The 23,870-nt window shown below is 70.4% G+C and carries 24 protein-coding genes, 1 pseudogene and 1 riboswitch; of the genes and pseudogenes, 16 read left to right on the forward strand and 9 right to left on the reverse strand.

Annotated elements, in window-relative coordinates:
- Window positions 1–281 precede the first annotated feature (281 nt).
- The 3 genes from ACFPIJ_RS04815 (at window position 282) to ACFPIJ_RS04825 (ending at window position 3,680) form a co-directional block, all read left to right on the forward strand.
- On the forward strand, window positions 282–962 hold the full coding sequence (locus ACFPIJ_RS04815) for a uridine kinase family protein (protein WP_380113377.1): 681 nt from the start codon (window positions 282–284) through the stop codon (window positions 960–962).
- Between the two features lie 75 nt (window positions 963–1,037).
- The gene (locus ACFPIJ_RS04820) at window positions 1,038–2,102 is read left to right on the forward strand and encodes a M48 family metallopeptidase (RefSeq protein ID WP_203847879.1); all 1,065 of its coding nucleotides are present in this window, start codon (window positions 1,038–1,040) and stop codon (window positions 2,100–2,102) included.
- Window positions 2,103–2,327: 225 nt separating this feature from the next.
- Window positions 2,328–3,680: a dipeptidase gene (locus ACFPIJ_RS04825; RefSeq protein WP_380113378.1), complete on the forward strand. Its 1,353-nt coding sequence runs from the start codon at window positions 2,328–2,330 to the stop codon at window positions 3,678–3,680.
- 97 nt (window positions 3,681–3,777) lie between these two features.
- On the opposite strand, the gene ACFPIJ_RS04830 is transcribed toward ACFPIJ_RS04825, so the two are convergent.
- From ACFPIJ_RS04830 to ACFPIJ_RS04840, 3 genes are read right to left on the reverse strand one after another with little or no spacing between them, the layout of a single operon-like run.
- On the reverse strand, window positions 3,778–4,230 hold the full coding sequence (locus ACFPIJ_RS04830) for a response regulator (RefSeq protein ID WP_380113379.1): 453 nt from the start codon (window positions 4,228–4,230) through the stop codon (window positions 3,778–3,780).
- Window positions 4,227–5,804, reverse strand: a complete 1,578-nt coding sequence (locus tag ACFPIJ_RS04835; protein WP_380113380.1) for a sensor histidine kinase — start codon at window positions 5,802–5,804, stop codon at window positions 4,227–4,229. Before ACFPIJ_RS04835 ends, ACFPIJ_RS04830 begins: the two co-directional genes overlap by 4 nt.
- On the reverse strand, window positions 5,801–7,015 hold the full coding sequence (locus tag ACFPIJ_RS04840) for a PP2C family protein-serine/threonine phosphatase (RefSeq protein WP_380113381.1): 1,215 nt from the start codon (window positions 7,013–7,015) through the stop codon (window positions 5,801–5,803). Before ACFPIJ_RS04840 ends, ACFPIJ_RS04835 begins: the two co-directional genes overlap by 4 nt.
- A 163-nt stretch (window positions 7,016–7,178) precedes the next feature.
- Here ACFPIJ_RS04840 and ACFPIJ_RS04845 point away from each other — a divergent pair, with 163 nt between their 5' ends.
- The 3 genes from ACFPIJ_RS04845 to ACFPIJ_RS04855 all read left to right on the forward strand — a co-directional run bounded on the left by ACFPIJ_RS04845 (window position 7,179) and on the right by ACFPIJ_RS04855 (window position 10,261).
- Window positions 7,179–8,747, forward strand: coding sequence for a Na+/H+ antiporter (locus ACFPIJ_RS04845; protein ID WP_380113382.1), 1,569 nt, complete (start codon window positions 7,179–7,181; stop codon window positions 8,745–8,747).
- On the forward strand, window positions 8,744–9,001 hold the full coding sequence (locus ACFPIJ_RS04850) for a UBP-type zinc finger domain-containing protein (RefSeq protein ID WP_380113383.1): 258 nt from the start codon (window positions 8,744–8,746) through the stop codon (window positions 8,999–9,001). Before ACFPIJ_RS04845 ends, ACFPIJ_RS04850 begins: the two co-directional genes overlap by 4 nt.
- A 171-nt stretch (window positions 9,002–9,172) precedes the next feature.
- Entirely contained in the window at window positions 9,173–10,261 is a 1,089-nt protein-coding gene (locus ACFPIJ_RS04855) for a DedA family protein (protein WP_380113384.1), read from the forward strand.
- An 812-nt stretch (window positions 10,262–11,073) separates the two neighbouring features.
- Here the strand turns inward: ACFPIJ_RS04855 and ACFPIJ_RS04860 are convergent.
- The 3 genes from ACFPIJ_RS04860 to ACFPIJ_RS04870 form a co-directional block, all read right to left on the reverse strand.
- On the reverse strand, window positions 11,074–12,174 hold the full coding sequence (locus ACFPIJ_RS04860; RefSeq protein ID WP_380113385.1) for a hypothetical protein: 1,101 nt from the start codon (window positions 12,172–12,174) through the stop codon (window positions 11,074–11,076).
- A gap of 553 nt (window positions 12,175–12,727) precedes the next feature.
- Entirely contained in the window at window positions 12,728–13,009 is a 282-nt protein-coding gene (locus ACFPIJ_RS04865; RefSeq protein ID WP_380113386.1) for a YiaA/YiaB family inner membrane protein, read from the reverse strand.
- 43 nt (window positions 13,010–13,052) lie between these two features.
- Window positions 13,053–13,979: an AAA family ATPase gene (locus ACFPIJ_RS04870; protein ID WP_380113387.1), complete on the reverse strand. Its 927-nt coding sequence runs from the start codon at window positions 13,977–13,979 to the stop codon at window positions 13,053–13,055.
- 188 nt (window positions 13,980–14,167) lie between these two features.
- On the opposite strand from ACFPIJ_RS04870, the gene ACFPIJ_RS04875 reads away from it, so the two are divergent.
- The 10 genes from ACFPIJ_RS04875 to ACFPIJ_RS04920 all read left to right on the forward strand — a co-directional run bounded on the left by ACFPIJ_RS04875 (window position 14,168) and on the right by ACFPIJ_RS04920 (window position 22,493).
- Window positions 14,168–14,470, forward strand: coding sequence for an urease subunit gamma (locus tag ACFPIJ_RS04875; RefSeq protein ID WP_203853487.1), 303 nt, complete (start codon window positions 14,168–14,170; stop codon window positions 14,468–14,470).
- A complete protein-coding gene (locus tag ACFPIJ_RS04880; protein WP_380113388.1) occupies window positions 14,467–14,769 on the forward strand; it encodes an urease subunit beta in 303 nt (100 codons plus the stop codon). Before ACFPIJ_RS04875 ends, ACFPIJ_RS04880 begins: the two co-directional genes overlap by 4 nt.
- A complete protein-coding gene (locus tag ACFPIJ_RS04885) occupies window positions 14,769–16,475 on the forward strand; it encodes an urease subunit alpha (protein ID WP_380113389.1) in 1,707 nt (568 codons plus the stop codon). Before ACFPIJ_RS04880 ends, ACFPIJ_RS04885 begins: the two co-directional genes overlap by 1 nt.
- A gap of 11 nt (window positions 16,476–16,486) precedes the next feature.
- Window positions 16,487–17,161, forward strand: a complete 675-nt coding sequence (locus ACFPIJ_RS04890) for an urease accessory protein UreF (protein ID WP_380113390.1) — start codon at window positions 16,487–16,489, stop codon at window positions 17,159–17,161.
- Window positions 17,151–17,852 (forward strand): urease accessory protein UreG, encoded by a 702-nt coding sequence (gene ureG / locus ACFPIJ_RS04895; protein ID WP_380113391.1) that lies wholly within the window; start codon window positions 17,151–17,153, stop codon window positions 17,850–17,852. Before ACFPIJ_RS04890 ends, ureG begins: the two co-directional genes overlap by 11 nt.
- The gene (locus ACFPIJ_RS04900) at window positions 17,849–18,625 is read left to right on the forward strand and encodes an urease accessory protein UreD (RefSeq protein ID WP_380113392.1); all 777 of its coding nucleotides are present in this window, start codon (window positions 17,849–17,851) and stop codon (window positions 18,623–18,625) included. The genes ureG and ACFPIJ_RS04900 overlap by 4 nt, the downstream gene beginning before the upstream one ends.
- Window positions 18,611–18,720: riboswitch (guanidine-I (ykkC/yxkD leader) on the forward strand. (Overlaps the previous gene by 15 nt.)
- A 50-nt stretch (window positions 18,721–18,770) precedes the next feature.
- Window positions 18,771–19,910 carry an agmatinase family protein gene (locus tag ACFPIJ_RS04905; protein WP_203853493.1) on the forward strand — a complete coding sequence of 380 codons (1,140 nt, stop codon included), beginning with the start codon at window positions 18,771–18,773 and terminating at the stop codon, window positions 19,908–19,910.
- The gene (locus ACFPIJ_RS04910; protein WP_380113394.1) at window positions 19,907–20,896 is read left to right on the forward strand and encodes an ABC transporter substrate-binding protein; all 990 of its coding nucleotides are present in this window, start codon (window positions 19,907–19,909) and stop codon (window positions 20,894–20,896) included. Before ACFPIJ_RS04905 ends, ACFPIJ_RS04910 begins: the two co-directional genes overlap by 4 nt.
- 2 nt (window positions 20,897–20,898) lie before the next feature.
- On the forward strand, window positions 20,899–21,741 hold the full coding sequence (locus ACFPIJ_RS04915; protein WP_380113395.1) for an ABC transporter permease: 843 nt from the start codon (window positions 20,899–20,901) through the stop codon (window positions 21,739–21,741).
- Window positions 21,741–22,493, forward strand: coding sequence for an ABC transporter ATP-binding protein (locus tag ACFPIJ_RS04920; RefSeq protein ID WP_380113396.1), 753 nt, complete (start codon window positions 21,741–21,743; stop codon window positions 22,491–22,493). The genes ACFPIJ_RS04915 and ACFPIJ_RS04920 overlap by 1 nt, the downstream gene beginning before the upstream one ends.
- Before the next feature lie 114 nt (window positions 22,494–22,607).
- Here ACFPIJ_RS04920 and ACFPIJ_RS04925 read toward each other — a convergent pair.
- From ACFPIJ_RS04925 to ACFPIJ_RS04935, 3 genes and pseudogenes are all read right to left on the reverse strand, one after another.
- Window positions 22,608–22,760: pseudogene (locus ACFPIJ_RS04925) on the reverse strand (LuxR C-terminal-related transcriptional regulator); the annotation flags it as partial.
- 196 nt (window positions 22,761–22,956) lie between these two features.
- Complete coding sequence (gene yidD, locus ACFPIJ_RS04930) at window positions 22,957–23,406, reverse strand: membrane protein insertion efficiency factor YidD (RefSeq protein ID WP_380113397.1); 450 nt, start codon at window positions 23,404–23,406, stop codon at window positions 22,957–22,959.
- Between the two features lie 256 nt (window positions 23,407–23,662).
- Window positions 23,663–23,870: hypothetical protein (locus tag ACFPIJ_RS04935; protein WP_380113398.1), on the reverse strand; the 208-nt coding region annotated here is incomplete at its 5' end.

Genomic DNA, 23,870 nt, shown 5'->3' on the forward strand with positions numbered 1-23,870 from the left:
AGCGGGGACGTGGTGGACGAAGGCGTGGCGGCGGGGACGTGGTGAACGACGGCGTGGCGAGCGGGGATCTGGTCAGCGGAGGTATGGCGGGCGGGAATGTGGTGAACAGAGGTGTGGCGGGCGGGGATGTGGTGAACGACGGTGTGGTGAGCGGGGGCTTGGCCAGCGGAGGTGTGGCGGGCGGGGACGTGGTGGACGAAGGCGTGGTGAACGACGGTGTGGTGAGCGGGGGCTTGGTCAGCGGAGGTATGGCGGGCGGGGACGTGGTGGACGAAGGCGTGGTGAACGAGGACGTGGTGAGTGCGGGCAGCGTCGGCAGGGACGCGGTGAGCGGAGGCGCGGTGAGGGCGGGCGGCATGTCGCTGGGGACGTACGGCGGGCTGGCGAAGGAAGTGCTCGGGCGGGACGCGCGACTCGGAGAGGTGCGGCTCGTGGCGGTCGACGGGCGGGCCGGGTCGGGGAAAACCACGTTCGCGGGGCGGCTGGCGCGGGCGCTGCGGCATGCCGGTGCCGACGTCGCCGAGCTGCACACCGACGACTTCCTGGACGGGTGGGCGGAGCTGACGGCGTGGCGGCCGAGGCTGGAGCAGTGGGTGTTCGCGCCGTTCAGGGTGGGTGAGGACGCCAAGTACCGGCGGTATGACTGGGTCGCGGAGCGGATGCGTGAGGAGTGGGAGCCGTTGCGGCGGCCGGACGTGCTGGTCGTGGAGGGGGTCGGGAGCGCGGGGGCGGAGGACCTGACGCTGGCGGTGTACGTGCACGCGCCGGAGGCGTTGCGGCTCGAGCGGGGGCTGATCCGTGACGGTGAGGCGCTGCGGCCGCAGTGGGAGCGGTGGATGGCGGAGGAGGACCGGTTCTTCGGGGACGGCACGGCGTTGCGCAACGTCGACGTGCACGTCGACGGGGCGCCGGAGGAGGAGCACGATCCACAGAATGAGTACTTCATCCTCGCGGGCGGGTAGACGGCGGTTGCGCAGGTGCGGGACGATCCGGGAGGCGGCCGGACACGATCCGGGTGCGACGGGGAGGCGGAACGGATGACCACGAACGACGTGCAACGCCGGCGGGTGGTGCTGACCGGGATCAGTTCCCGGGCCTGGGAGCACCCGGCGGACAGGGGCGCTCTGGTGGCGCTGCGGGAGCTGCGCGGGTTCGACGACGCGCTGAAGTCGTTGCACGCGTTGTGGAATGAGCGGGCGTGGCGGCTGGAGTTCCTCGGCAACGCGATCCGGGTGGACCACCGGCAGTTCCCCAGGGTGCACCGGCTGATGGCGGAGGCCGCTGCCTCGCTGGACGTCGCTGAGCTGCCGGAGCTGTTCGTGCAGAGCGACCGGTCGATCAACGGCATGTGCATCGGCATGTCGAAGCCGTTCATCGTGATCAACCGGGGCTGCCTGGAGCTGCTCGACGACGAGGAGTTGCGGTGCCTGCTCGGGCATGAGCTCGGGCACCTGGTCAGCGGGCACGCGGTGTACCGGACGATGGTGCTGATCCTGACGGACTGGGCGGTGCGGCTCGCGTGGCTGCCGGTCGGGTCGATGGTGCTGCGGGCGATCGTGGCCGCGCTGATGGAGTGGTGGCGCAAGGCGGAGCTGTCCGCGGACCGGGCCGGGCTGCTCGCCTGCCAGGACCCGGCCGCTTCCCTCCGGCTGTCGATGAAGCTGGCCGGCGGCGGGGACCTGTCGGAGGTCGACACGACCGCGTTCCTGGAGCAGGCCGCGGAGTTCGATCGGGCCGGTGACCTGCGGGACAGCTTGATCAAGATCCGCATGGTGACGGCGCGGTCGCATCCGATGCCGGTGGCTCGGGCGGCCGAGGTGCGGGCGTGGATCGACGGTGGGGAGTACGCGCGGATTCTCGGCGGCGACTACCCGCGGCGCGCCGACGACAAGGACGCGAAGGTCAGCGAGGAGATCAAGGCGGCGGCTGCGTCGTACCGGGAGGCGTTCTCGCGGTCGCAGGATCCGCTGGTGGGGTTGCTGCGCAAGCTGGGCGACGGGGCTTCCGAGGTCGGTGACTGGGTCGGCGCCGGGGCCGGCAGGGTGCGTGGCTGGATGCGCGGAAACGGGTCCGACGGCACGGACGGGCCGCCGGCACAGTAAGTGTCGGGTCGGGCGGCGCAGTGGGCATGCGGGTCCGACGGCACGGACGGGCCTTCCGCGCAGTAAGTGTCGGGTGTGCGGGTCGGGCGGCGCGGTGGGTATGCAGATCCGACCGCACGGACGGGCCGCCGGCGCAGCAGGTGCCGGGTCGGGCGGGGCGACGGGCGCGGTGGGTATGTGGGTCCGACGGCACGGACGGGCCGCCGGCGCAGTAAGTTTTCGGGTATGACAGTGCTCACCGACGAAGAGCTCCGCGCCGCGATCCGGCGGGAGATGCCAGGTGTCCGTGCCGACCTGGAGCGCCTCGTGCGCATCCCGGGCATCGCGTTCACCGGGTTCGACCACAGCCACGTGGAGCGTTCCGCCGAGGCGGTGGCGGAGCTGCTGCGCGGGGCAGGCATCCCGGACGTGCGGCTGGTCCGCAAGGGTGGGCAGCCCGCGGTGCTGGGCCGCCGGCCGGCGCCGCCCGGAGCGCCGACCGTGCTGCTGTACGCGCACCACGACGTCCAGCCGATCGGCGACCGCTCCCAGTGGCTGAGCGACCCGTTCGAGCCGGAGGAGCGCGACGGCCGCCTGTACGGCCGCGGCACCGCCGACGACAAGGCCGGCATCATGGCGCACATCGCGGCGCTGCGGGCGTTCGGCGAGGACCTGCCGGTCGGCGTGGTGCTGTTCATCGAGGGCGAGGAGGAGTTCGGCTCCGAGTCGCTGGAGGACCTGCTCCGCGAGCACCGCGACGAGCTCGCGTCCGACGTGATCGTGATCGCCGACTCGGGCAACTGGGACGTGGGGCAGCCGGCGCTGACCACGGGGCTGCGGGGCATCGTCAACGGCTTCTTCGAGGTTCGTGTGCTGGAGCAGGCCGTGCACAGCGGCATGTTCGGCGGGGCCGTGCCGGACGCGCTGATCACGTTGTCGCGGCTGATCTCGTCGCTGCACGACGACGCGGGTGACGTGGCGGTCGAGGGCCTGGTCACGACGGAGAGTGCGCCGCTGGACTACCCGCAGGACCGGTTCCGCGAGGAGGCCGGGATGCTCGACGGGGTCGAGTTCATCGGCACCGGCCGGCTGGTCGAGCGGCTGTGGACGCGGCCGGCGATCTCGATCCTCGGCATCGACGCCCCGCCGACCGAGGGCGCCCCCAACGCGCTGATCCCGGTGGCGAAGGCCAAGTTCAGTGTCCGGATCGCACCCGGTGACTCGGCGCAGCGGGTGTACGACACGATCGTCGCCCACCTGGAGCGGCACGTGCCGTGGGGGGCGAAGGTCGAGGTGACCCTGGAGCAGCTCGGCGAGCCGTGCGTGATCGACGCGACGGGGCCCGTGTTCGACGCGGCGCGGCAGGCGTTCACCGAGGCGTGGGACGGGGTGTCGCCGGTCGACATGGGCGTCGGCGGGTCGATTCCGTTCATCGCCACGTTCCAGGAGCTGTTCCCCAAGGCGGCGATCCTGGTCACGGGCGTCGAGGACCCGAGCACCAGGGCGCACGGACCCAACGAGAGCCTGCACCTCGGCGAGTTCGAGCGGGTCTGCGTCGCCGAGGCACTCCTGCTGGCCAAGGTCGCGAACACGGCCTGACGACAGTGAGGCCGGCCCCGAAAAGGGCCGGCCTCGACAGAAAGGGCCTCGACAGAAAAGCGCCTCGACAGAAAAGCGCCTCGACAGAAAGGCAGCGTCACCCGCGCGGGGGAAGCTTCACCACGCTCACGAAGAACTCGTCGATCTGCCGGACGACGGCGATGAAGCTGTCGAAGTCGACCGGCTTCGTCACGTACGCGTTGGCGTGCAGCGAGTAGCTGCGCAGGATGTCCTCGTCGGCCTGCGAGGTGGTCAGCACCACGACCGGGATGCGGCGCAGGTCCGGGTCCTCCTTGATGGCCTGGAGGACCTGCCGGCCGTCGACCCGGGGCAGGTTGAGGTCCAGCAGGATCAGGTCGGGGCGGGGCGCGTCCCCGTGCGGGCCCTCCCGGCGCAGGTACGCCAGGGCCTCCTCGCCGTCCTGGACGACGTTGAGCTTGTTGCGGACCTTGTGCTCCTCGAACGCCTCCTGCGTCATCAGCACGTCGCCCGGGTCGTCCTCGACCAGGAGCACCTCGATCGGCAGGGACGATTCCCGGGGTGCGGTCATGAAACGGACTCCTCAAGCAAAGGGGTGGGGGCCTCAAGGACAGGCACGGGGAGCGTGAACCGGAACAGCGTACCTTCGGTCTGCGACGGGTCGATCCAGATCCTGCCGCCGTGGTATTCGACGATCTTTTTCGCGATCGCGAGGCCGATGCCGGTGCCCGGGTAGGCGTCCTTCGCGTGCAGCCGCTGGAAGATGACGAAGACCTTGTCGGCGAACTCGGGTTCGATGCCGATGCCGTTGTCCTCCACGCTGATCTCGTACTCGTCGCCGACGCGCTGGCTGTCGATGACGATGCGTGGGGTGCGGTCGGGGTGGCGGAACTTCAGCGCGTTGCCGATCAGGTTGGCGAAGAGGGCGCCGAGCAGCGGTTCCTCGCCGCGGACCGCGGGCAGGTCGGTGAAGGTGATCTCGGCGCCGGTCGCCTCGCGCTGCGTCTCGAACTGCTCCGCCGCGTCGACGACCACCGCGTTCAGCTCGATGTCGTTGAAGCCGCCGGTGAGCCGGCCGATGCGGGAGAAGGCCAGCAGGTCGTTGATCAGCCGTTGCATCCGCTGCGCGCCGTCGACCGCGAAGGCGATGTACTGATCGGCACGTTCGTCGAGTTGCCGGGCGTACCGACGCTGCAGCAGCTGGCAGAAGGACGCGACCTTCCGCAGCGGCTCCTGCAGGTCGTGCGACGCGACGTAGGCGAACTGTTCGAGATCGCGGTTGGACCGGGTCAGCTCGGCGGCCTGCTGTTCGAGCATCCGGTTGGCCTCCTCGACCAGCCGGCGCGCCTCCACGACGTCCTGCAGCTCGGTGTTGATCCGGCGCCGCATGGTGTCGACGTCGGCGGCAAGGGCGGCCAGCTCAGGGGGGCCGCCGCCGGTGATCTCGTGGTCGTAGTTGCCGGCCGCGACGGTGCGCACCTCGGCGGCGAGCTCGATCACGGGCCGCGTCACCAGCCGCCGGAGCAGGAACGCGAGGGCCGTGCCGGCGACGATGATCACGATCCCGGCGAAGATGAGCAGCAGGACCAGGGTGTTGCCGCTGGAGCGGACCTGCGCAGCGACCGCGTCGCGTCGGGTGGTCAACGCGTTGCGCAGCGCGTTGATCCGGTCGGAGGCGGCGGTGTAGACGGTCCGGGAGGTGTCCGTCGGCGTCGCGCGTTCGGCGCTCGGTCCGTCGGTACGGGTCTGCGCGATCAGCGGTTCGGTGATCTCCCGCCGGTACCTGGAGGTCGCCGCCGCGATGTCGTGGACGGCGGCCAGCAGGTCGGGCTCGTCGGCGAGCAGCCGCTCCGTTTCGGCGAGGATCTCCGCCTCGGACTTCTGCGCGGCCCGGTACGCGTCGAGGTCGCTCTCCTTGCCGGTCAGCAGGAACGTCCGGACGCTGCTCTGCTGGCGCAGCAGCTGCGAATACAGCTCCTCAGTGTTGACCAGCGCCGGGGTGAGCCGGTCCATCACCTTGGTCGTGTCGGCCCGGTTGGCGCCGGCGGTGACGGTGGCGCCGATCGCGAGGATCCCGAGCAGGCCGGCGACGACCGCGCACAGTGCGATGATCCGGCGCCAGAGGGACCACTTGGTGGGATTCATGCAGTACTCCTCGGGTCCAGCAGCAGCACGGCGATGTCGTCGGACAACGGTCCGCCGTTATGCCCCTCGGCCTGCGCCGCGAGCCAGGCCGGCAGGTCGCGGGGGAGTGCGCCGCCCCGGTCCCGCAGGACCTCGACGATGCCCTCGATGCCGAGGCGTTCGCCACCGGACGCGTCGGGAGTGGCGCCCCCTTCGATCAGGCCGTCGGTGTACAGCAGCAGCTGCCACCCCGGATCGCCGAGGCGGACCTCGGTGGCGGGACGGGGCACCCCCGGCATCACGCCGAGCACGAGCCCCGGCTGGACGGCGCACGGCTCGACCCGGTCCCCGGCGATCACGATCGGCGGCGGGTGACCGGCGAGCCGGATCCGGGCGGTGCCCTCGGCCAGGTTGACGGTGGCGACCGCGACGGTGGCGAACAGCTCGTCGGAGCGCCGCTCGCTCACCAGCACCTGCTCCAGAGAGTCCAGGATGTGGTCCTCGGGCACGCCCGCGAGGACCAGGGCCCGCCAGGCGACCCGCAGCGCCACCCCGAGCGGGGCCTCGTCGACGCCGTGGCCGCACACGTCCCCGATGAGCAGGTGCAGGTGGGTGCCGTCGGCGCCGATCGCGTCGAAGAAGTCGCCGCCGAGCAGGCCACGGTCCCGGCCAGGCCGGTAGATCGACCACAGGTCGGCCTCGACCCCTGCCATGATCGGCTTGGGCAGCAGCCCGCGTTCGAGCCGGGCCGACTCCGCCTGCCGCAGCTCCGACTCGCGCAACAGCCGGGCCTGCTCGTCGGCCCGCTTGCGCTCGACGGCGTAGCGCACGGCACGGGACAGCCCGGTGCCGTCGACCGCACCCTTGACCAGGTAGTCCTGCGCGCCCTCGGCGACCGCGGCGGTGCCCAGGTGCTCGTCCTCCAGGCCGGTGAGCACGCACACGGCGACCCGCCCGGCGTCCTGCAGGACCTGCCGCAGCCCGTCCAGCCCGCTCGCGTCGGGCAGCCCGAGGTCGAGCAGGACGCAGTGCACCTCGCGCAGCAGCGGCCGGGCCTCCCGCATCGTCTGCGCGACCTGCACGTCGAACGGCGCGTCGGCCTCCGCGAGCAGCTCCTGGACCAGGAACGCGTCACCCGGGTCGTCCTCGATGAGCAGCACGCGGATGCGCTCGCCGGCGCGCAGGCCGAGCCGCTGGTTCCGAAGGTCGACCGTTGTGCCGACTTCGGCCATGCTCACACCCCTGCCGCGGGTGCGGATAGTTGTCGCGCGGCACACATGGGGACGATCCTTCCCTACCTGACGGCTTGCTGCACGTGCGGGTGCAGTGTGTCAGCCGCAGTGGCCGCCGTCACCACGCTCCTACTGCGTCCTACCGATGGATAGGCTTTCGCGCGTGCACGGGCTCGAGAACATCGTCGGACTGATCGCGGTCGTCGTCGCCACCTCCGTGGTGGCCCGCCGCATCGGTGTGCTGTCGCCGATCATGCTGGTCCTGGTCGGCATCGGAATCTCCTTCATCCCGGGCGTCCTGGAGGTCGACCTCGACCCCGAGGTGGTCCTGCTCGGAATTCTCCCGCCCATCCTGTACGTGGCGGCGCTGGAGACCTCGGTGCCCGCGTTCCGCTTCAACCTCCGGCCGATTCTGCTCCTCGCGGTCGGGCTGGTCCTCTTCACCGCCGCGGCCGTGGGGCTGACCGTGCACATGCTGCTGCCGCAGGTGCCGCTCGCGATGTGCTTCGCGCTGGGCGCGGTCGTCGCGCCGCCCGACGCGGTCGCGGCCACCGCGGTCGCCAGGCGCATCGGCCTGCCCCGGCGGATCGTCACCGTCCTGGAGGGCGAGAGCCTCATCAACGACGCGACCGCGCTCGTCACCCTGCGGGTGGCGGTGGCCGCCGCGATCGGCGAGGCCGTCGACGTCTGGTCGATCACCCAGGAGGCTGCGATCGCGGTGCTGGGCGGCGTCGGCATCGGCGTCGTCGGCGGTGTGGTGCTCGGGTATGTGCACAAAAAGGTTGAGAACCCCCTTATCGACAACGCGATCTCGTTGCTCACCCCGTGGGTCGTGTTCCTGCCGGCGGAGCGCATCCACGCCTCCGGCGTCGTCGCGGTCGTGGTCTGCGGGCTCGCGCTCGGCCACAGGATGCCGACCCTCATGTCCGCCGCGTCCCGGCTGCAGATGGACGCCTTCTGGCGGATGGTGAAGTTCCTCCTCGAGGGGTCCGTCTTCCTGCTCGTCGGCCTGCAGCTACGGGCGCTCATCGAGGGGGTCGAGCGGACCTTCTGGTTCACGATGGGGTGCCTTGCGGCGGTCATCGGCGTCGTGATCATCGCGCGGATGGTCTGGCTGTTCCCCACCGTGTACCTCGCGCGCCTCATCCCGGGCGTCCGCCGCCGCGACCCGTCACCCGTGCTGGCCGCCCCCGCCGTCATCTCCTGGGCGGGCATGCGGGGCGCGGTCACCCTCGCCGCCGCGCTCTCCCTGCCCGCGAGCACCGAGGCCGGCGACTATCCCCGCGGACTCTTCGTGATCCTGGCCTTCGGCGTGATCGTGGCGACGCTGGTGCTCCAGGGCGCGACGCTGCCGACCGTCGCGCGCTGGCTGAAGGTGCCCGGCGACGACCAGACGCAGGATGCGCTCGCGGAGGCGTCCGTGCAGCACGAGGCGAGCCGCGCCGGCAAGGCCCGCCTGGAGGAGGTCGCCGAGGACGCGCCCGAAGGCGTGGTCGATCAGCTGCGGCAGGTCGCGCTCAGCCGTTCCAACATCGCCTGGGAGCGCCTCGGCCGTTCCGATCGGGAAACGCCGTCCGCCGCGTATGCGCGCCTGCGCCGCGAGATGCTGAACGCCGAACGGGAGGTGTTCCGGCAGGCCCGCGACACCGGCAAGATCCCTGAGGAGACGCTGCGCCAGGCGCAGCGGGACATGGACCTGGAAGAGTCACTGCTGGAGCGAGGAGACCTGTGACCTGCGCGCACATCGAAGCCGCGGAGAAGAAGGACGCCCCCGAGGTCGACGGGTGTCCGGAATGCCTCGCCATGGGCTTCACCGACTGGGTCCACCTGCGGCAGTGCCTCACCTGCGGACATGTCGCGTGCTGCGACTCCTCCCCGCGCAGGCACGCCACGCAGCACTTCCTCACCACCCACCACCCCGTCATGCAGTCGATCGAGCCGGGAGAGTTCTGGCGCTGGTGTTATCTGGACGAGACCATCGGCTGACCTAATCGTGACGTCCTACCTGCGGGTATGCGTGTTCTCAGCCGCTTCTAAGGAGACGCCGGACACAATCATCTCCAGTTGGGCATGGAGTCGGGTGCATTCGTGTTGCCATGGTCAACGGGGAATGGTCGACTGACGACGGGGTAGGGGGCGGACCATGGTGAGCGGGACATGGTAGACGCGGTCATGGACTTGGTGGCGGCGCCCGGAGTCCTTTATGCCACGATCCTGGTTCTTCTCACCGTCGACGCGTTCATTCCGATTGTCCCCGCGCAGGCCCTGATGATCGGCGGCGGCATCCTCTCCACCACGGGCCACGTCGAGCTGCTGCTCCTGGTCGCCGCCGGCGCCCTCGGCGCCGTCTCCGGCGACCTTCTCGCCTTCCTGCTCGGCCGCCGGCTGGCCCGCCGCGACGCCGACACCCCGCAGCGCCTGGCCCGCCGCAAGCCCCGGGCGATCACGCTGCGCCTCAACGAAGCGATGCGCAAGCACATCTTCCTGGCCGTGCTCCTCTGCCGCTTCGTCCCTGCCGGTCGCATGATCACCGCGATCTACGCGGGCCGCAACGGCATGTCGACCCGCCGCTTCGCCAGCTATGACGTGGTCGCCGCCACGCTCTGGGCCTCCTACGGCGCCCTGCTCGGCCACTTCGGCGGCGAGGCGATCGCCGAGTCGTCGTGGCTGCCGCTGGTCCTGGTCGCCGCGGCCGCACTGCTCTTCCTGGCCGGAGCCCCGCTGCTCGGCCTGGCCGGCCGCCTGCGCAAGCGCTCAGCCGCCCGCGCGGTGACGTCCGCCGTGGTCGCGAGCGGTCCGGTCGTTTCGGGCGCTTCGTCCGGTACGGGTGCCGCCGCCCGAGCGGACGCCGCCATGCCGCTGCCCACCGCAACGGGTTCCGCCGCGGGTGTGGACGGCCTGGTGGTTTCGGGCAGCGGCGCGAAGGTCGCACCCCGTCAGGGGGCGGTCAACAGTCGCCGCTCGTCCGGGCGCCTCTCGGTCGCCGAGGGCCTCGCCACGAAGGTCGGCCTGGCCGTCAGGGCGATGCGGGTGGCCGGCGCCATCCCGATGATGCGCGTGGCCGGGAGCATGCCGGTCGTCGCCGCGTCGCCGCAGCCGGTCCGCCGGCGCTGCCGCCGCACCGCGATGGAGACCCTCGCCGCGGCCGAGCCGTTAGCTGCGATCGAGGTGCTCGTCGCCGCGGAGGCTGTGGCTGCGGCGGAGTCGGTCGTCGTGCAGGTCAACGGCCTGCAGAACGCGAGCTGACCGCCGCTTCATCTCCCGGCGGGGGTACCGCTCGCTGCGTGCTTGCCGCGTCCGGGGGAGTCGCGGAGCGGCGGTGGACGCGTTCCGTCGCTGCCCAGCCCGTCGCCTTCATGTCCCGGTGGGGGTACCGCTCGCTGCGTGCTTGCCGTGTCCGGGGTGATCGCGGAACGGCGGTCGCCGCGTTTCGCCGCTGCCCAGCCCGTCGCCGACGTGGTCATGGGGTTCGGGCGTCGGGCTGGCCATGGCTACGGAATGCCGGCAGGCCGGACCACGGGCATTCCGGATCTTCCGTGCCCGGACCCTCCCTCGATGTGCCCTGACCAGCGCCCGGGCCGTGATCGAAGTCGTTGCGCGGCTGTCTGGGCGGCCAGCCTGCGGCTTCGATCAACCAGTCCGTGGTCGAAGTCGTGTGTTGGTTGTGTGGGTGGCTGTCCGGGTGGCCGGTTCGCGGTGTGATCGTGGTCGGGCGGGTCGAGGCCGTTCCCGAGTGGCTCAGTGTGCGGGTCTCGGTGTGCTCTGAGCGGTGCCTGGGCCGTGATTGAAGACGTCGTGCGGCTGTCTGGGCGGCCGGCCTGCGGCTTCGATCAACCGGGTCGAGGTCGAAGTCGTGCTGTGGTTGCCCGGGCGGACAGTTGCCTGGGCGGCCGGTGGGCGGCTTCGAACACGGCAGGCCCGAGTGGCGTGCCAATTGCCGGTTGTTCCTCGGCAAGGGTTTCGCGGGGGAGAGGAGCGGAAAAGGCAGGGGCGCGGTGCCGAGATCGGCGCCACGCCCCTGCCTGATGGTCCCCGCGCTCAGCGCGAGCGGTGTTACGTCACATGCCGATCTGCTGGCCGTTGTCGTTCCAGGTGTTGTTGCTCCACTGGGGGAGTTGCGACGCCTTGAAGGCCTGGGTGCCGTAGTAGCCGCCCTTGGGCCAGAAGCCACCACCCGACTGGCGCATGAACTTGTTGTTCGTGACCTTGCCGTTGGTGATCTTGTAGTTGGCGTCGTACCAGTAGAACGAGTAGCCGCCGCCGTTCATCAGGTTGCTGTCGACGATGACGTCGTTGATCGAACCGATGTCGGCCTTGAGCAGGATGCACGACGTCTGGGTGTGCTGGTTCTCCAGGCGGTTGTGCAGGATGCGCACGTAGACCGCGTTCGTCGACTGGATGACGTCGTTGTGCTGCGCGGAGCCGGTGCCGCCCGGGTCGTGCAGCCAGGAGTCCTGGACCGTGCCACGGCCGTCGATGCGCAGGATGTCGCCGGAGCCATGCGCGTTGACCCGCAGGAGGGTGAAGCCGGTGCGGCCGATGAGGGCGATACCACCGGTCGAGGCGTCCTTGAGCTGGCCGTCGATCTCGGTGTCCTCGATGCGCAGGTTCGCGTTGTCATCGGTGATTGTGACGGCCTGGACGTTGGCCACGCGGATCCGGCTGTTGCGGATCGTCACGTTCTTGGCCTTGATCTCGATGTGGCCGTTGATGTCCTTGCTGTCGATGACCGTGCCGGCGACCGTGATGGTCATGGGGCCGGTGTACGGCGTCAGCGTCACCTTCTTGCGGGTGTCGCCGGCCAGGCCCTGCGGGTAGCCGGTGTTGTTCGCGGCCGGGAAGCCGGCGACCGTGTAGGTCGGCGGCACGCCTCCGCCGTTGCCGGGCGCCGGTGGCTTGGTGCTCGACGTGGCGCTCTTCGTGGGGGACGCAGAGGCCGAGGCCGAGGGCGAGGTGGAACTGACCGGCGAGACGCTGGTCGAGGTGGACGGCTTGGCGGTCGTCGGTCCGACCGTCGGGCGGCCGGCCGAGCCCGACGCCGGCAGGTCCTTGCAGGCGCTCAGTGCGCCGCCGGCGAACAGCGCGGCGGCGATGATGCCGACGCTCGTGCGGCGTAACGCGCTGCGGGTCGTGGTGGTGGTCGTGGAAGAGCTGTTCATGTGCTGGGAATCCTCCCGGATCAGTCGACATCCGTCAGTCGACGCGGCCTCAGGCCTGTCGGAGCTTTTCGGCGTGAATGCTCGGTTGGCGATTCCGCTCCTTACTATCGACTGCATATGTCTTTGCGAGAAACCGGGCGCGATTTATGCACGGCAATGCCGTCAAGATCGGCGCACGGTATGCCACTCGCAACCTTGCGTAACTGTTTTCCGGGTCGAAGCATGCCACGGTTCGCCGAGGGAGTGAACCCTGCGGCGTGCCGTCCTGGGCACCTTTAGAATTCTTAAGTCTGAGCTAAGAAATAGCACGACTGGAAAACGGCGCGATAGCCCCGGAACGGGCATATCGGCTCGCGCCACGAGTGGGCTGGATCACTCGAACGGGCGTGGGGTCGATCTGGCGGACTTCAAGGTCGCCGCGTTGCGCTGAACCATACCGCCAGATAGCCGTCTGGCCTAGTCATGACCGGTGTGACTTAGCCGATCATCCATGCGGCAGCGCCCAGGGTGAGTCCTGGGCGCTGACAAAAGGCGGGCAAAAGCGGATAAAGCATCACGCGCGGTACGGATCGTGATCAGTCAGTAACTTGTCCAGGCGTGCCTGGTCGACCCGTGAGACGACGGCAGTGGACTCCTGGTGGTCCCGGACGCACTTGGCGAGGGTGAACGCCGACGTGACGGTGTAGAGCAGCCCGATGGCGAGAAACGCCCGCATCCAGTGATTGACCGGCAGGTAGGCGATGCCGACGCCGAGGCCGATCACCGAGACGCCGAACGAGACCGCGGACTGCAGGAAGAATGCGGTGGTGGTCTTCGAGGGCACTGGTGTTGTCATGCGAGCAGTCTCGGCGCCCCCGAGAACAAAGGCCTGAGCAGACCTACTCAACCAGGGCAGGTACCGGAAGCTCGATCTTGTGAGCCCGCTGCCACGCCTCGACCACCTCGTCGGTGACGTGCGCGCGGAAATAGTCATTGGCGCTCAGCCGCCCGGTGACCGGCTCCGAACCCTCGGCCAGGAGGCTGGCGGGCACGAGCCGGAACTCGTTCTGCACGGCGGCACTGAGCCGGCGGTGCCCGTCGATGACGTAGTAGTCGGGGCCGGAGTGCCCGATCGTCAACGGTTCCATGGACTGCGGTCCGGCGTCCCCGGCGGAGGCGACGAACGCGTCCTCCGCGGGGTCGGCCAGCCGGGTCGGGTAGATCCGCATCGGGTCCAGCAGCAGCAGCGGCGGGCGCTCGCGGAGGATGTCGCCGCCGAGGCGGCCCTCGAACGCGTCCACGATCATCGCGACGATGTCGTCGGGCCGGGCCCGGGTGCTGTCACAGACCAGGTCGTAGTTGCGCAGGCGGAGCTTGTCGGCGCCGTAGCGGGTCAGGAAACGCACCCGCTCGCTCTCGCTGCGGCCGTGCAGCCGCTCCTTGGCCTCCTCGAGCGTCGCGTAGCGCTCCACCTCGCTGTGCGGGCGGGCCAGGACGCGGCGGGCGGCCTCGTTGGGCTCGGTGATGAGGTGGACCTTGAACGCGTCGTGGAAGAAGAACCACGCCAGGCGGCTGTCGACGATGAGCTGCTCGCCGGACTTGGCGATGTTGCTCTGCAACTCGTCGACCGCGCTGTCGATCGCGTCGTCGAGCTCCGCGTGGAGGTTGAGTTGCAGCGCGGTCATGCCGCGTTCCTCGGCCATCTGCCGGTACATGTCACCGACGCTGATGCGACGCAGTGCGAGTCGGCTGGCGAGCTCCACGGAAACGGTGCTCTTGCCACTGCCGAGGTCTCCGTTGATGACGACGGACCGGTGATTGCTCATGCGCAACTCTCTAGGTAGACCCGCGGGGCAGTCCAGGTCAGGAGCCTAACACGGCGAAGTTGCAGCTAAAGAAGGGTGCCCGGAACCCGAATAGCGAATTGCATTCAAATAAGCACGGGAAATAGCGTGTAATGCCGGGGAAACATCCGCCTGGCAGCATCGCGTGCGCCAAACCCAGGAGGTCATCGTTGTTCCTGACCCGCCACGAGCAGGAGCGCCTGCTGATCCACGTCGCCGCCGACGTGGCACAACGCCGCAAGGACCGCGGCCTGAAGCTGAACTACCCGGAGTCGATCGCCATCATCACGGCGTTCCTGCTTGAGGGCGCGCGCGACGGACGGACCGTGGTCGACCTGATGGAGGCCGGGCGGCACGTGCTCGGCCGTGACGACGTGCTGGAGGGTGTGCCCGAGATGCTCGCCGAGGTGCAGGTGGAAGCCACCTTCCCGGACGGGACCAAGCTCGTCACCGTCCACCACCCGATCCCATGATCCCCGGCGAGATCTTCCCGGGCGAGGGCCCGGTGGTCATCAACGCCGGCCGGACCGAGCTGACGTTGACCGTCGTCAACACGGGTGACCGGCCGGTGCAGGTCGGGTCGCACTACCACTTCGCCGAGGCCAACGACGCGCTGGACTTCGACCGCGGGGCCGCCCAGGGGCACCGGCTCGGCGTCCCGGCAGGCACCTCGGTGCGCTTCGAGCCGGGCGTGTCCCGGGAGGTCGTGTTGGTACCCCTCGCGGGAAACCGGATCGTGCCGGGCCTGCGCATCAACGAAAGCACACCGTGATGGACATCGACCGCAGGCGCTACGCCAACCTCTACGGCCCCACCACCGGCGACCGGATCCGGCTCGCCGACACGGACCTGCTCATCCAGATCGAGCGCGACGACTGCGCCGGCGGTGACGAGGCGGTCTTCGGCGGCGGCAAGGTGATCCGCGAGTCGATGGGCCAGTCCCGGGCCACCCGGGCCGAGGGCACCCCGGACACCGTGATCACCGGCGCGGTCATCCTCGACCACTGGGGCATCGTCAAGGCCGACATCGGCATCCGCGACGGCCGGATCGTCGGCATCGGCCGGGCCGGCAACCCCGACATCATGGACGGCGTCGACCCCGCGCTCGTCATCGGCCCGTCGACGGAGATCATCGCCGGCAACGGCCGGATCCTGACGGCCGGCGCGATCGACTGCCACGTGCACCTGATCGCCCCGCTGATCCTGGAGGAGGCCCTGGCCAGCGGCATCACCACGATCGTCGGTGGCGGCACCGGGCCGGCGGAGGGCAGCAAGGCGACCACGGTCACCCCCGGTTCCTGGCACCTGGCCAGGATGCTCGAGGCCCTCGACCCGTGGCCGATCAACGTGCTGCTGCTGGGCAAGGGCAACACGGTGTCCGAGGAAGCGATGTGGGAGCAGCTGCGCGGCGGCGCCGGCGGCTTCAAGCTGCACGAGGACTGGGGCACCACACCGGCCGCGATCGACGCCTGCCTGCGGGTCGCGGACGCCTCCGGGGTGCAGGTCAACATCCACACGGACACGCTCAACGAGGCGGGGTTCGTCGAGGAGACCCTGCGCGCGATCGCCGGAAGGTCGATCCACGCGTATCACACGGAGGGGGCCGGCGGCGGGCACGCACCCGACATCATCACCGTCGCGTCCCACCCCAACGTGCTGCCGTCGTCGACGAACCCGACCAGGCCGTACACCCGCAACACCCTGAGTGAGCACCTCGACATGCTCATCGTCTGCCACCACCTCAACCCCAGCGTGCCGGAGGACCTGGCGTTCGCCGAGAGCCGGATCAGGCCCTCCACGATGGCCGCCGAGGACCTGCTGCACGACCTGGGCGCGATCTCGATCATCGGCTCGGACTCCCAGGCGATGGGCCGGGTCGGCGAGGTCGTCCTCCGGACGTGGCAGACCGCGCACGTGATGAAGCGGCGCCGCGGATCCCTGCCCGGTGACGGTCCCGCCGACAACGAACGGGTCAAGCGCTACGTCGCGAAGTACACCATCTGCCCGGCGATCGCGAGCGGCATCGCGGACGAGGTCGGCTCGGTCGCGGTGGGCAAGCTCGCCGACCTGGTGCTGTGGGACCCGGCGTTCTTCGGGGTGCGGCCGCACGCCGTCATCAAGGGCGGCGCGATCGCCTGGGGTGCCATGGGCGACGCCAACGCCTCGATCCCCACCCCGCAGCCGATCCTGTCCCGGCCGATGTTCGGCGCCTACGGCCGGACGGCCCCGGCGACCAGCCTCGCGTTCGTCGCGCAGGCGGCGCTGGACGACGGTCTCGCGGACCGGCTCGGCCTGCAGCGGCGCCTCGCCGCGGTCGCCGACACCCGGGGCGTCGGCAAGGCCGACCTGCCGGGCAACGACGCGCTGCCGCGGATCGAGGTGGAGCCCGACACGTTCACCGTCCGCATCGACGGCGAGGTGGTCGAGCCCGACCCGGTCACCGAACTGCCGATGGCCCAGCGCTACTTCCTGTTCTGATGACTGTTCCGATGACTGTTCCGATGACCAGGGCCCAGCTCCTGATCCTGGCCGACGGCCGCTTCCCGTCCGGGGGTCACGCGCACTCCGGCGGACTGGAGGCGGCCGTGGTCCGGACGAGAGTCAGTGACCTCGACAGCCTGCGTCGTTTCCTGATTGGGCGGTTGTACACCGCGGGCCTGGTCGGGGCGGCCTTCGCCGCTGCGGCGTGCGCCGACCCGACCAGCATGGACGAGATCGACGAGGAACTCGACGCACGGACCCCCTCGCCGGCGCTGCGGCTCGCGTCACGACGGCAGGGCCGGTCGCTGTGGCGGGCCGCCGCCGTGGTGTGGCCCGGCCCCTACGTGACGAAGGCAGGCGCCGTGAGGAAGGGCCTGCACCAGCCGGTCGCGCTCGGCGTGGTCGCGGAGGCGGCCGGCTGCACGCCGGGGGAGAGCGCGGCGATCAGCGCCTACCACGCCGTGTCCGGCCCGGCGAGCGCCGCAGTGCGCCTGTTGGGACTGGACCCCTACCAGGTGCATGGGCTCATCGCCGCCCTCGGCGACGACATCGACCAGGTCGCTCAAGAAGCCACCGAAGCCGCCCGTGGCCCCGCGGCCGACCTGCCAGCGGCATCGTCGCCGCTGCTGGACGTGTCCGCCCAGGACCACGCCGCATGGGAGGTACGACTCTTTGCATCCTGACGAACACGGCCACGAACACGGGCCGGACGAGACACCACATACGCACCCGCACCCCGATGTCGACCCGCACGCGCCGCTGGCGGAAACCAAAACCGAGCAGCGCGCCGTGCGCATCGGCATCGGCGGTCCGGTCGGCTCCGGCAAGACGGCGCTGGTCGCCGCGCTGTGCCGGGCCATGGCGGACGACCTGCGCCTCGCCGTCGTCACCAACGACATCTACACCACCGAGGACGCCGACTTCCTGCTACGCAACGGGGTCCTGCCGGCCGAGCGGATCCGCGCCGTGGAGACCGGGTGCTGCCCGCACACCGCGATCCGCGACGACATCTCCGCCAACCTCGACGCCATCGAGGAGCTGGAGGACAGCCTCGGCCCGCTCGACGTCATCCTCGTGGAGAGCGGCGGCGACAACCTGACCGCGACGTTCAGCAAGGGCCTGATCGACAAGCAGATCTTCGTGGTCGACGTGGCCGGCGGCGACAAGGTGCCCCGCAAGGGCGGCCCCGGCGTCACCGCCGCGGACCTGCTGGTCATCAACAAGACCGACCTCGCCCCGCTGGTCGGCGCCGACCTCGGCGTGATGGACCGCGACGCGACCGCCCGCCGGGGCGCGCTGCCGACGGTGTTCCTGTCGCTGGTCGAGGACCCGTCGGCCAAACCCGTCCAGGAATGGATCCGGGGCCTGATGTGAAGGCCACCGCGCGCGTCGTCGCGGAGCACACGAACAACGGCACCGCGTTGCGGGTGCTCAAGGGTGAGGCGCCGCTGCTGCCGCGACGGACGGGGCCGAGCGAGGTCCATTTCGTCGGCGGCGCGGCGGCCCCGCTCGGCGGCGACGACCTGACCATGGAGATCGAGGTCGGCCCCGGCGCGGAGCTGACGATCCGCACGGTGGCGGCGAGCATCGCCCTGCCGAACCGGTTCGGCGACGCGAGCCGGCTGTCCGTCAGCGTCAGCGTCGCCGAAGGCGGCCGGTTGCTGTGGCTGCCGGAGCCGCTCATCGCCGCCGCCCGCTGCCGGCACACCACGGTGTCCACAGTGGACCTGGACGGGGACGCCGAGCTGGTCTGGCGGGAGGAACTGGTCTGCGGGCGGCACGGTGAGGACCCCGGTGACGTCCGGCTGATCACCGTCCTGCGGCGCGACCGCCGCCCGCTGTACCGCAGCGACGTCGCGGTGGGCCCGCACGCACGGGGCTGGGACGGCCCGGCCGGCTTCGGCGGGGCAAGGGTCCACGCGACGGTGTTCCGTACCGGCGAAACCGCCACGACGGACAGCACACCGACGAGTGCGGTCATGGCCCTGGCCGGTGGGGGGACCGTCGCCACCGTGCTCGGCCGTGACCTCATCGAGACCCGCCGGATCACCGATGCGCTGGTTACACCACCGCAACGGACGGGCAAAGCGGCAGTAACTCCGCAGGGGTCTACTGCCATCGACTCACCACTGGTGAGGCGCGCCTAGGGTTCCGCGCCGGGCGAACCGGCGGCTGGTCCGAGAGGTGCAGGCGCCCCGCGGCAAGGCCGGGCGTTCCACGGCGGGACAAAAGCCCGGGAGACAGCCGTCGCAGTCCGGCTGTGTGCCGGACGCACCCCGAAGGGGTCTGTCTATGGGCTTCAACCACGGTCATCCGCATCGGCACGAGCTGCACGACAACTACGGTCCCGAGGCGCGCTACGCGGTCGAGCGCGAGGCCGAGCTGCCCACCACCAAGTGGGAAGAGGAGATCGCCCGCGGCCTGGAGTACGGGCTGCCGGGCGCGGACTCCATCGTCGACAAGCGGATCCCGACGTTCTCCCGCGGCGAGCTGCCGCACTTCGCCGGGATCAACACGTTCCTGAAGGCGCCCTACCTGGAGGACGTGCGCCGCTGCGGCGAATACGACGTCGCCGTGCTCGGCGCCCCGTTCGACGGCGGCACCACGTACCGGTCCGGGACCCGCTTCGGGCCGCAGGGCATCCGGAAGATCTCCGCGCTCTACGGGCCGTACAGCTTCGAGCTCGGCGTCGACCTCCGCGAGTCGATCACCATCGCGGACCTCGGCGACATCTTCACCATCCCGGCGAACATCGAGAAGACGTTCGACCAGATCTCCAAGGCCGTCTCGCACGTCTACCAGTCCGGCGCGTTCCCGGTCGTGCTCGGCGGCGACCACTCGATCGGCTATCCCACGGTCCGGGGCGTCGCCGAACACATGACCGGCAACCTCGGCATCATCCACTTCGACCGGCACGTCGACACCCAGGAGACCGACCTCGACGAGCGGATGCACACCACCCCGTGGTTCCATGCCACGGACATCCCCAACGTGCCCGCGAAGAACCTGGTCCAGATCGGCATCGGCGGCTGGCAGGCGCCCCGCCCGGGCGTCAAGGTCGGCCGGGAGCGCGGCACCACCATCATGACCGTCACCGACTGCGTCGAGATGGGCATCGAGGCCGCCGCGGCCAAGGCCCTCGAAGTGGCATGGGACGGCGCCGACGCCGTCTGGCTGTCCTTCGACGTCGACTGTCTCGACGCGGCGTTCGTGCCCGGCACCGGCTGGCCCGAGCCGGGCGGCTTCCTGCCCCGCGAGGTGCTCAAGTTCATCCAGCTCATCGCCGAGCGGCCACTGGCGGGCATCGAGGTCGTCGAGTGCTCGCCGCCGTACGACAACGCCGAGATCACCGCGCTCATCGCGACCCGCGTCATCTGCGACACCCTCGGCTGCCTGGTGCGCGCCGGCCACCTTCCCAGGAGGACCTCATGAAGCGCCGTTCCTTCCTATCAGCGGTCGCGGGGGCCGCCTTCCTGACCGCTTGCGGCTCCGACGACGGCGAGACCGGCGCCGCGGGCGCCAAGATCACCCTCGGCTTCAGCGCCTGGCCGGGCTGGTTCCCGTGGCAGGTCGCGCAGGAGAAAGGGCTGTTCACCAAGAACGGCGTGACCGTCGAGCTGAAGTACTTCGACAGCTACACCGACAGCCTCAACGCCCTCGCCACCGGCAACCTCAGCTGCAACAGCCAGACGCTCAACGACACGCTGTCGTCCGTGTCCGGCGGCTCGAAGCAGACCATCGTGCTGCTCAACGACAACTCCACGGGCAACGACCAGATCATCGCCGGCCCCGGCATCAGTACCGTGGCCCAACTCAAAGGCAAGAAGGTCGCCGCCGAGCAGGGCACCGTCGATCACTACCTGCTGCTGCTCGCGCTGGAGAAGGCCGGTCTTACGGAGAAGGACGTCACGTTCACGCCGCTGCTCACCGACGCCGCGGCGGCCGCGTTCGTCGCCGGGCAGGTCGACGCGGTCGGCGTGTTCGCGCCGTTCACCACCACGGCGCTGGGCCGGGCCGGCAGCACGGCGATCAGCACGTCGAAGGACTTCCCGGGAGCGATCCCCGACGCGCTGTCGTTCCAGTCGCAGTTCGTCAAGGACCACCCCGACGAGGTGCAGAAGGTCGTGCAGACCTGGTTCGACACCACCGCCTGGATCAAGGCCAACCCGGCGGAGGCGGTGAGCATCATGGCGAAGAAGGGCGGCGTCTCCGACGAGGACTACAAGTCCTACGACGCCGGCACCACGATCTTCACCAAGGAGCAGAACCTCGAGGCGTTCACGCCCGGCTCGGACGCCAAGCACCTCGACTTCCAGGCGAACAAGATCGCCGAGTTCCTGGTGAGCACCAAGCTGGTGGACGCCAAACCGCCGCTCGACGGGCTGTTCGAACCCAAGTTCGTGAAGGCAGTGCGGTGACGATGACCGTCCCCAGGACCTCCCGGTCCTGGGGACCGCTGCCCCGGCGGCGGCCGGTGCGCCCGCCCCGGCCGGTGTTCGCGATCCGGGCGCCGCTGCCGGGCCGCACCCGGCTCGTGCTGGTCGCGCTGTCGGTGCTGCTGCCGGTCGCGGTCTGGCTGGTCCTCGGCGCCACCGAGGCCGTGCCGGCCCGCTACCTGCCCAGCCTGGCCCGGGTCTGGCAGGCGGGCGCCGACATGGCCGCGAGCGGGCAGTTGTGGACCGACACGTGGGCCACGGTGCAGCGGATCGTCTACGGCTTCGGCCTGGCCGTCGTCGTGTCGGTGCCGCTCGGCGTGGCCATGGGCAGCTTCGCCGCCGCGAACGCGCTGCTGGAGCCGCTGAGCGGGCTGCTGCGTTACCTGCCCGCCGCGGCGTTCACCCCGCTGCTGCTGATCTGGCTCGGCATCGACGAGTCGCCGAAGATCGCGCTCATCTTCATCGGCACGGTCTTCTTCAACATGCTGATGACGGCGGACGTGGTGCGGCTGGTGCCACGGGACTTCGTCGACGTGGCGTACACCCTGGGCGCCCGGCGTCGCGAGGTGCTGTGGAAGGTGATCCTGCCGCACTCGCTGCCGGGGATGCTCGACGCCGTCCGGGTCAACTTCGCCGCCGCGTGGAACCTGGTCGTGGTCGCCGAGCTGGTCAACAGCGACACCGGGCTGGGCAAGCGGATCCTGCTGGCCCAGCGGTTCACGCAGACCGACAAGATCTTCGCCATTCTCGTCGTCATCGCGGTCGCGGGCGTCCTCACCGACGTCCTGCTCCGGCTGGCCCGCAACCGGATCGGACGGTGGGTGTGATGCTGACCCTGGCGGGTGTCGGGCGGTCCTTCGGTCCCAAACAGGCGCTGCAGGACGTCTCCATGAAGATCGACCGCGGCGACTTCGTCTGCGTGGTCGGCGCCAGCGGCTCCGGCAAGTCGACGCTGCTGTCCATCGTCGCCGGCCTGGTGGCGCCGACGGATGGCGAGGTGGCGCTCGACGGCGTCCCGGTCGTCGGGCCCGGTCCCGAGCGGGGGCTGGTGTGCCAGTCCGGCGCCGTGTACCCGTGGCGCACCGTGGAACGCAACATCGCCTTCGGCCTGGAGCTGCTCGGGCTGTCCCGGGCCGAACGGAAGGCGCGGGTCGACTGGTACCTCGCCGAGACCGGCCTCACGCCGTTTCGCCACGCGCTGCCGAAACAGCTGTCCGGCGGGCAGCGGCAGCGGGTCGCGATCGCCCGTGCCCTGGCGTGCGAACCCGAGGTGCTGCTGCTCGACGAGCCGTTCGGCGCGCTCGACGTGCAGACCAAGGAGGACATGCAGGTCTTCCTGCGCGGGGTGTGGCAGGACACCGGCACGACGGTGCTCATGGTCACCCACGACGTGGAGGAGGCGGTGTTCCTCAGCCGGCGGGTGATCGTGCTGTCCAGCGACCCGGGCCGGGTGGCCGCGGACGTGGCGGTCGACCTGCCGGACCCACGGGACCTGGCAGTCAAGCGGACGCCGGAGTTCCTGGCGTTGCGGGCCGAGGTGGAGGATCTGGTCCGGGCGTTCCACCGCAGCCACGTGTGACGCCGCTGCGGACCTTGCCTGACGCCGCTGCGGACCTTTGCCTGACGCCGCTGCGGACCTTCGCCTGGCGCCGCTGCGGACCTTGGCCCAGGCCGCTTCCCGGGCCCGCACGATCGCCTCGGCGCGGTCGGCGAACTGCAGCTTCGCGAAGATGGCGGAGATGTGGTTGCTGACGGTCTTGGCGCTGATCACCAGGTCACGGGCGATGCCGTGATCGGGGCGGCCGGCCGCGATGAGGTCGAGGACCTCGCGTTCGCGGCCGGTCAGCTCCGGGAAACGGCGCTGCTGCCGGCGTTGCCGATGTCGACGAGAAAGAACGTGATGATGCGCCGGGCCACCGTCGGCCCGAAGATCGCCTGGCTGTCGCTGACCCTCGGCGGCGGCGGCGTCTTCGGTCCCCGCTTCGCCGGTGCGCGTCTGGTCCGGACTTGGCCCGGCCGGTGTCCGGCCGGGCCACCTGCGGTTACGGCACCGGGTCCTTGGTGCCGTGCGGGGTCGAGGGGTTGCAGCGCTTGATCCGGGCGGCCGTGAGGCGTGAGCCCTCGACCAGGCCGTACCGCTGCACCGCCTGCACGCCGTAGTTGCTGCATGAGGGGATCTGCCGGCAGTGCGTCGGCAGGTGCGGCGACAGCCACCGCTGGTAGCCACGGATCGCCACCACACCGGCCCGGCCGGGGCCCGTCGTGCTGCGGCGCGGGGCCCGCCGCGGTGCGGCGATCGCCATCAGGCCGAGCAGCGAGCCGAGCATGAACGGGTTGCAGTCGCACGGATCGCAGTCACAGCCGTCGCTGTCCCGGCGCCGCCGCTGCTGCTGTTGCTGCTGGTTGTGCTGGTTGTGTTGATCCTGCCTGCGCCGGCGCTGACGGCGGTGCCGCCAGATCGCCACGGCGTCGCCGATTCCGATTCGCGCCATGGGCGGCATTGTGTGGCCGATCGCCGGCCTGATCAAGACCCGGTCGCGTTTCTTACTGTACGAACGCCAAAACGCACCCGGATGGCCGACTTCGTTCGGGCGGCCGGGAATGTCCGGACAGTCCCGGACACCCGAACGAAGTCGAACAACCGAGTGCGTGCTCTGGTGGGTCGCCGGCCCACGGGGCTGATTCCGCGGGCCGGCGTGGTCAACCACACCGTCAGGAGCTGTTCTGGTCGTGCTGTGTCGTTGCCGTTCAGCTGGCCGCGATCGCGGGGCCGCCGTCGGTGTGGATCTCGGTCGCCGAGGCGAACGCGCTGTCCAGGCGGGCCTGGAGGGCGTCGAGCTCCGAGTACTCGGCGGTGTGCGAGGACTCGCTGCCCTCGGCGGCGAAGACGTGGTCGGCCTCGGCGGCGGAGTGGTCGTAGGAGGTGTAGTCCGACTCCTCGTAGTGCGCGCCGTTG

Origin of the sequence: Dactylosporangium cerinum, assembly GCF_042653625.1 — a bacterium.
GTDB classification, from domain to species: domain Bacteria; phylum Actinomycetota; class Actinomycetes; order Mycobacteriales; family Micromonosporaceae; genus Dactylosporangium; species Dactylosporangium cerinum.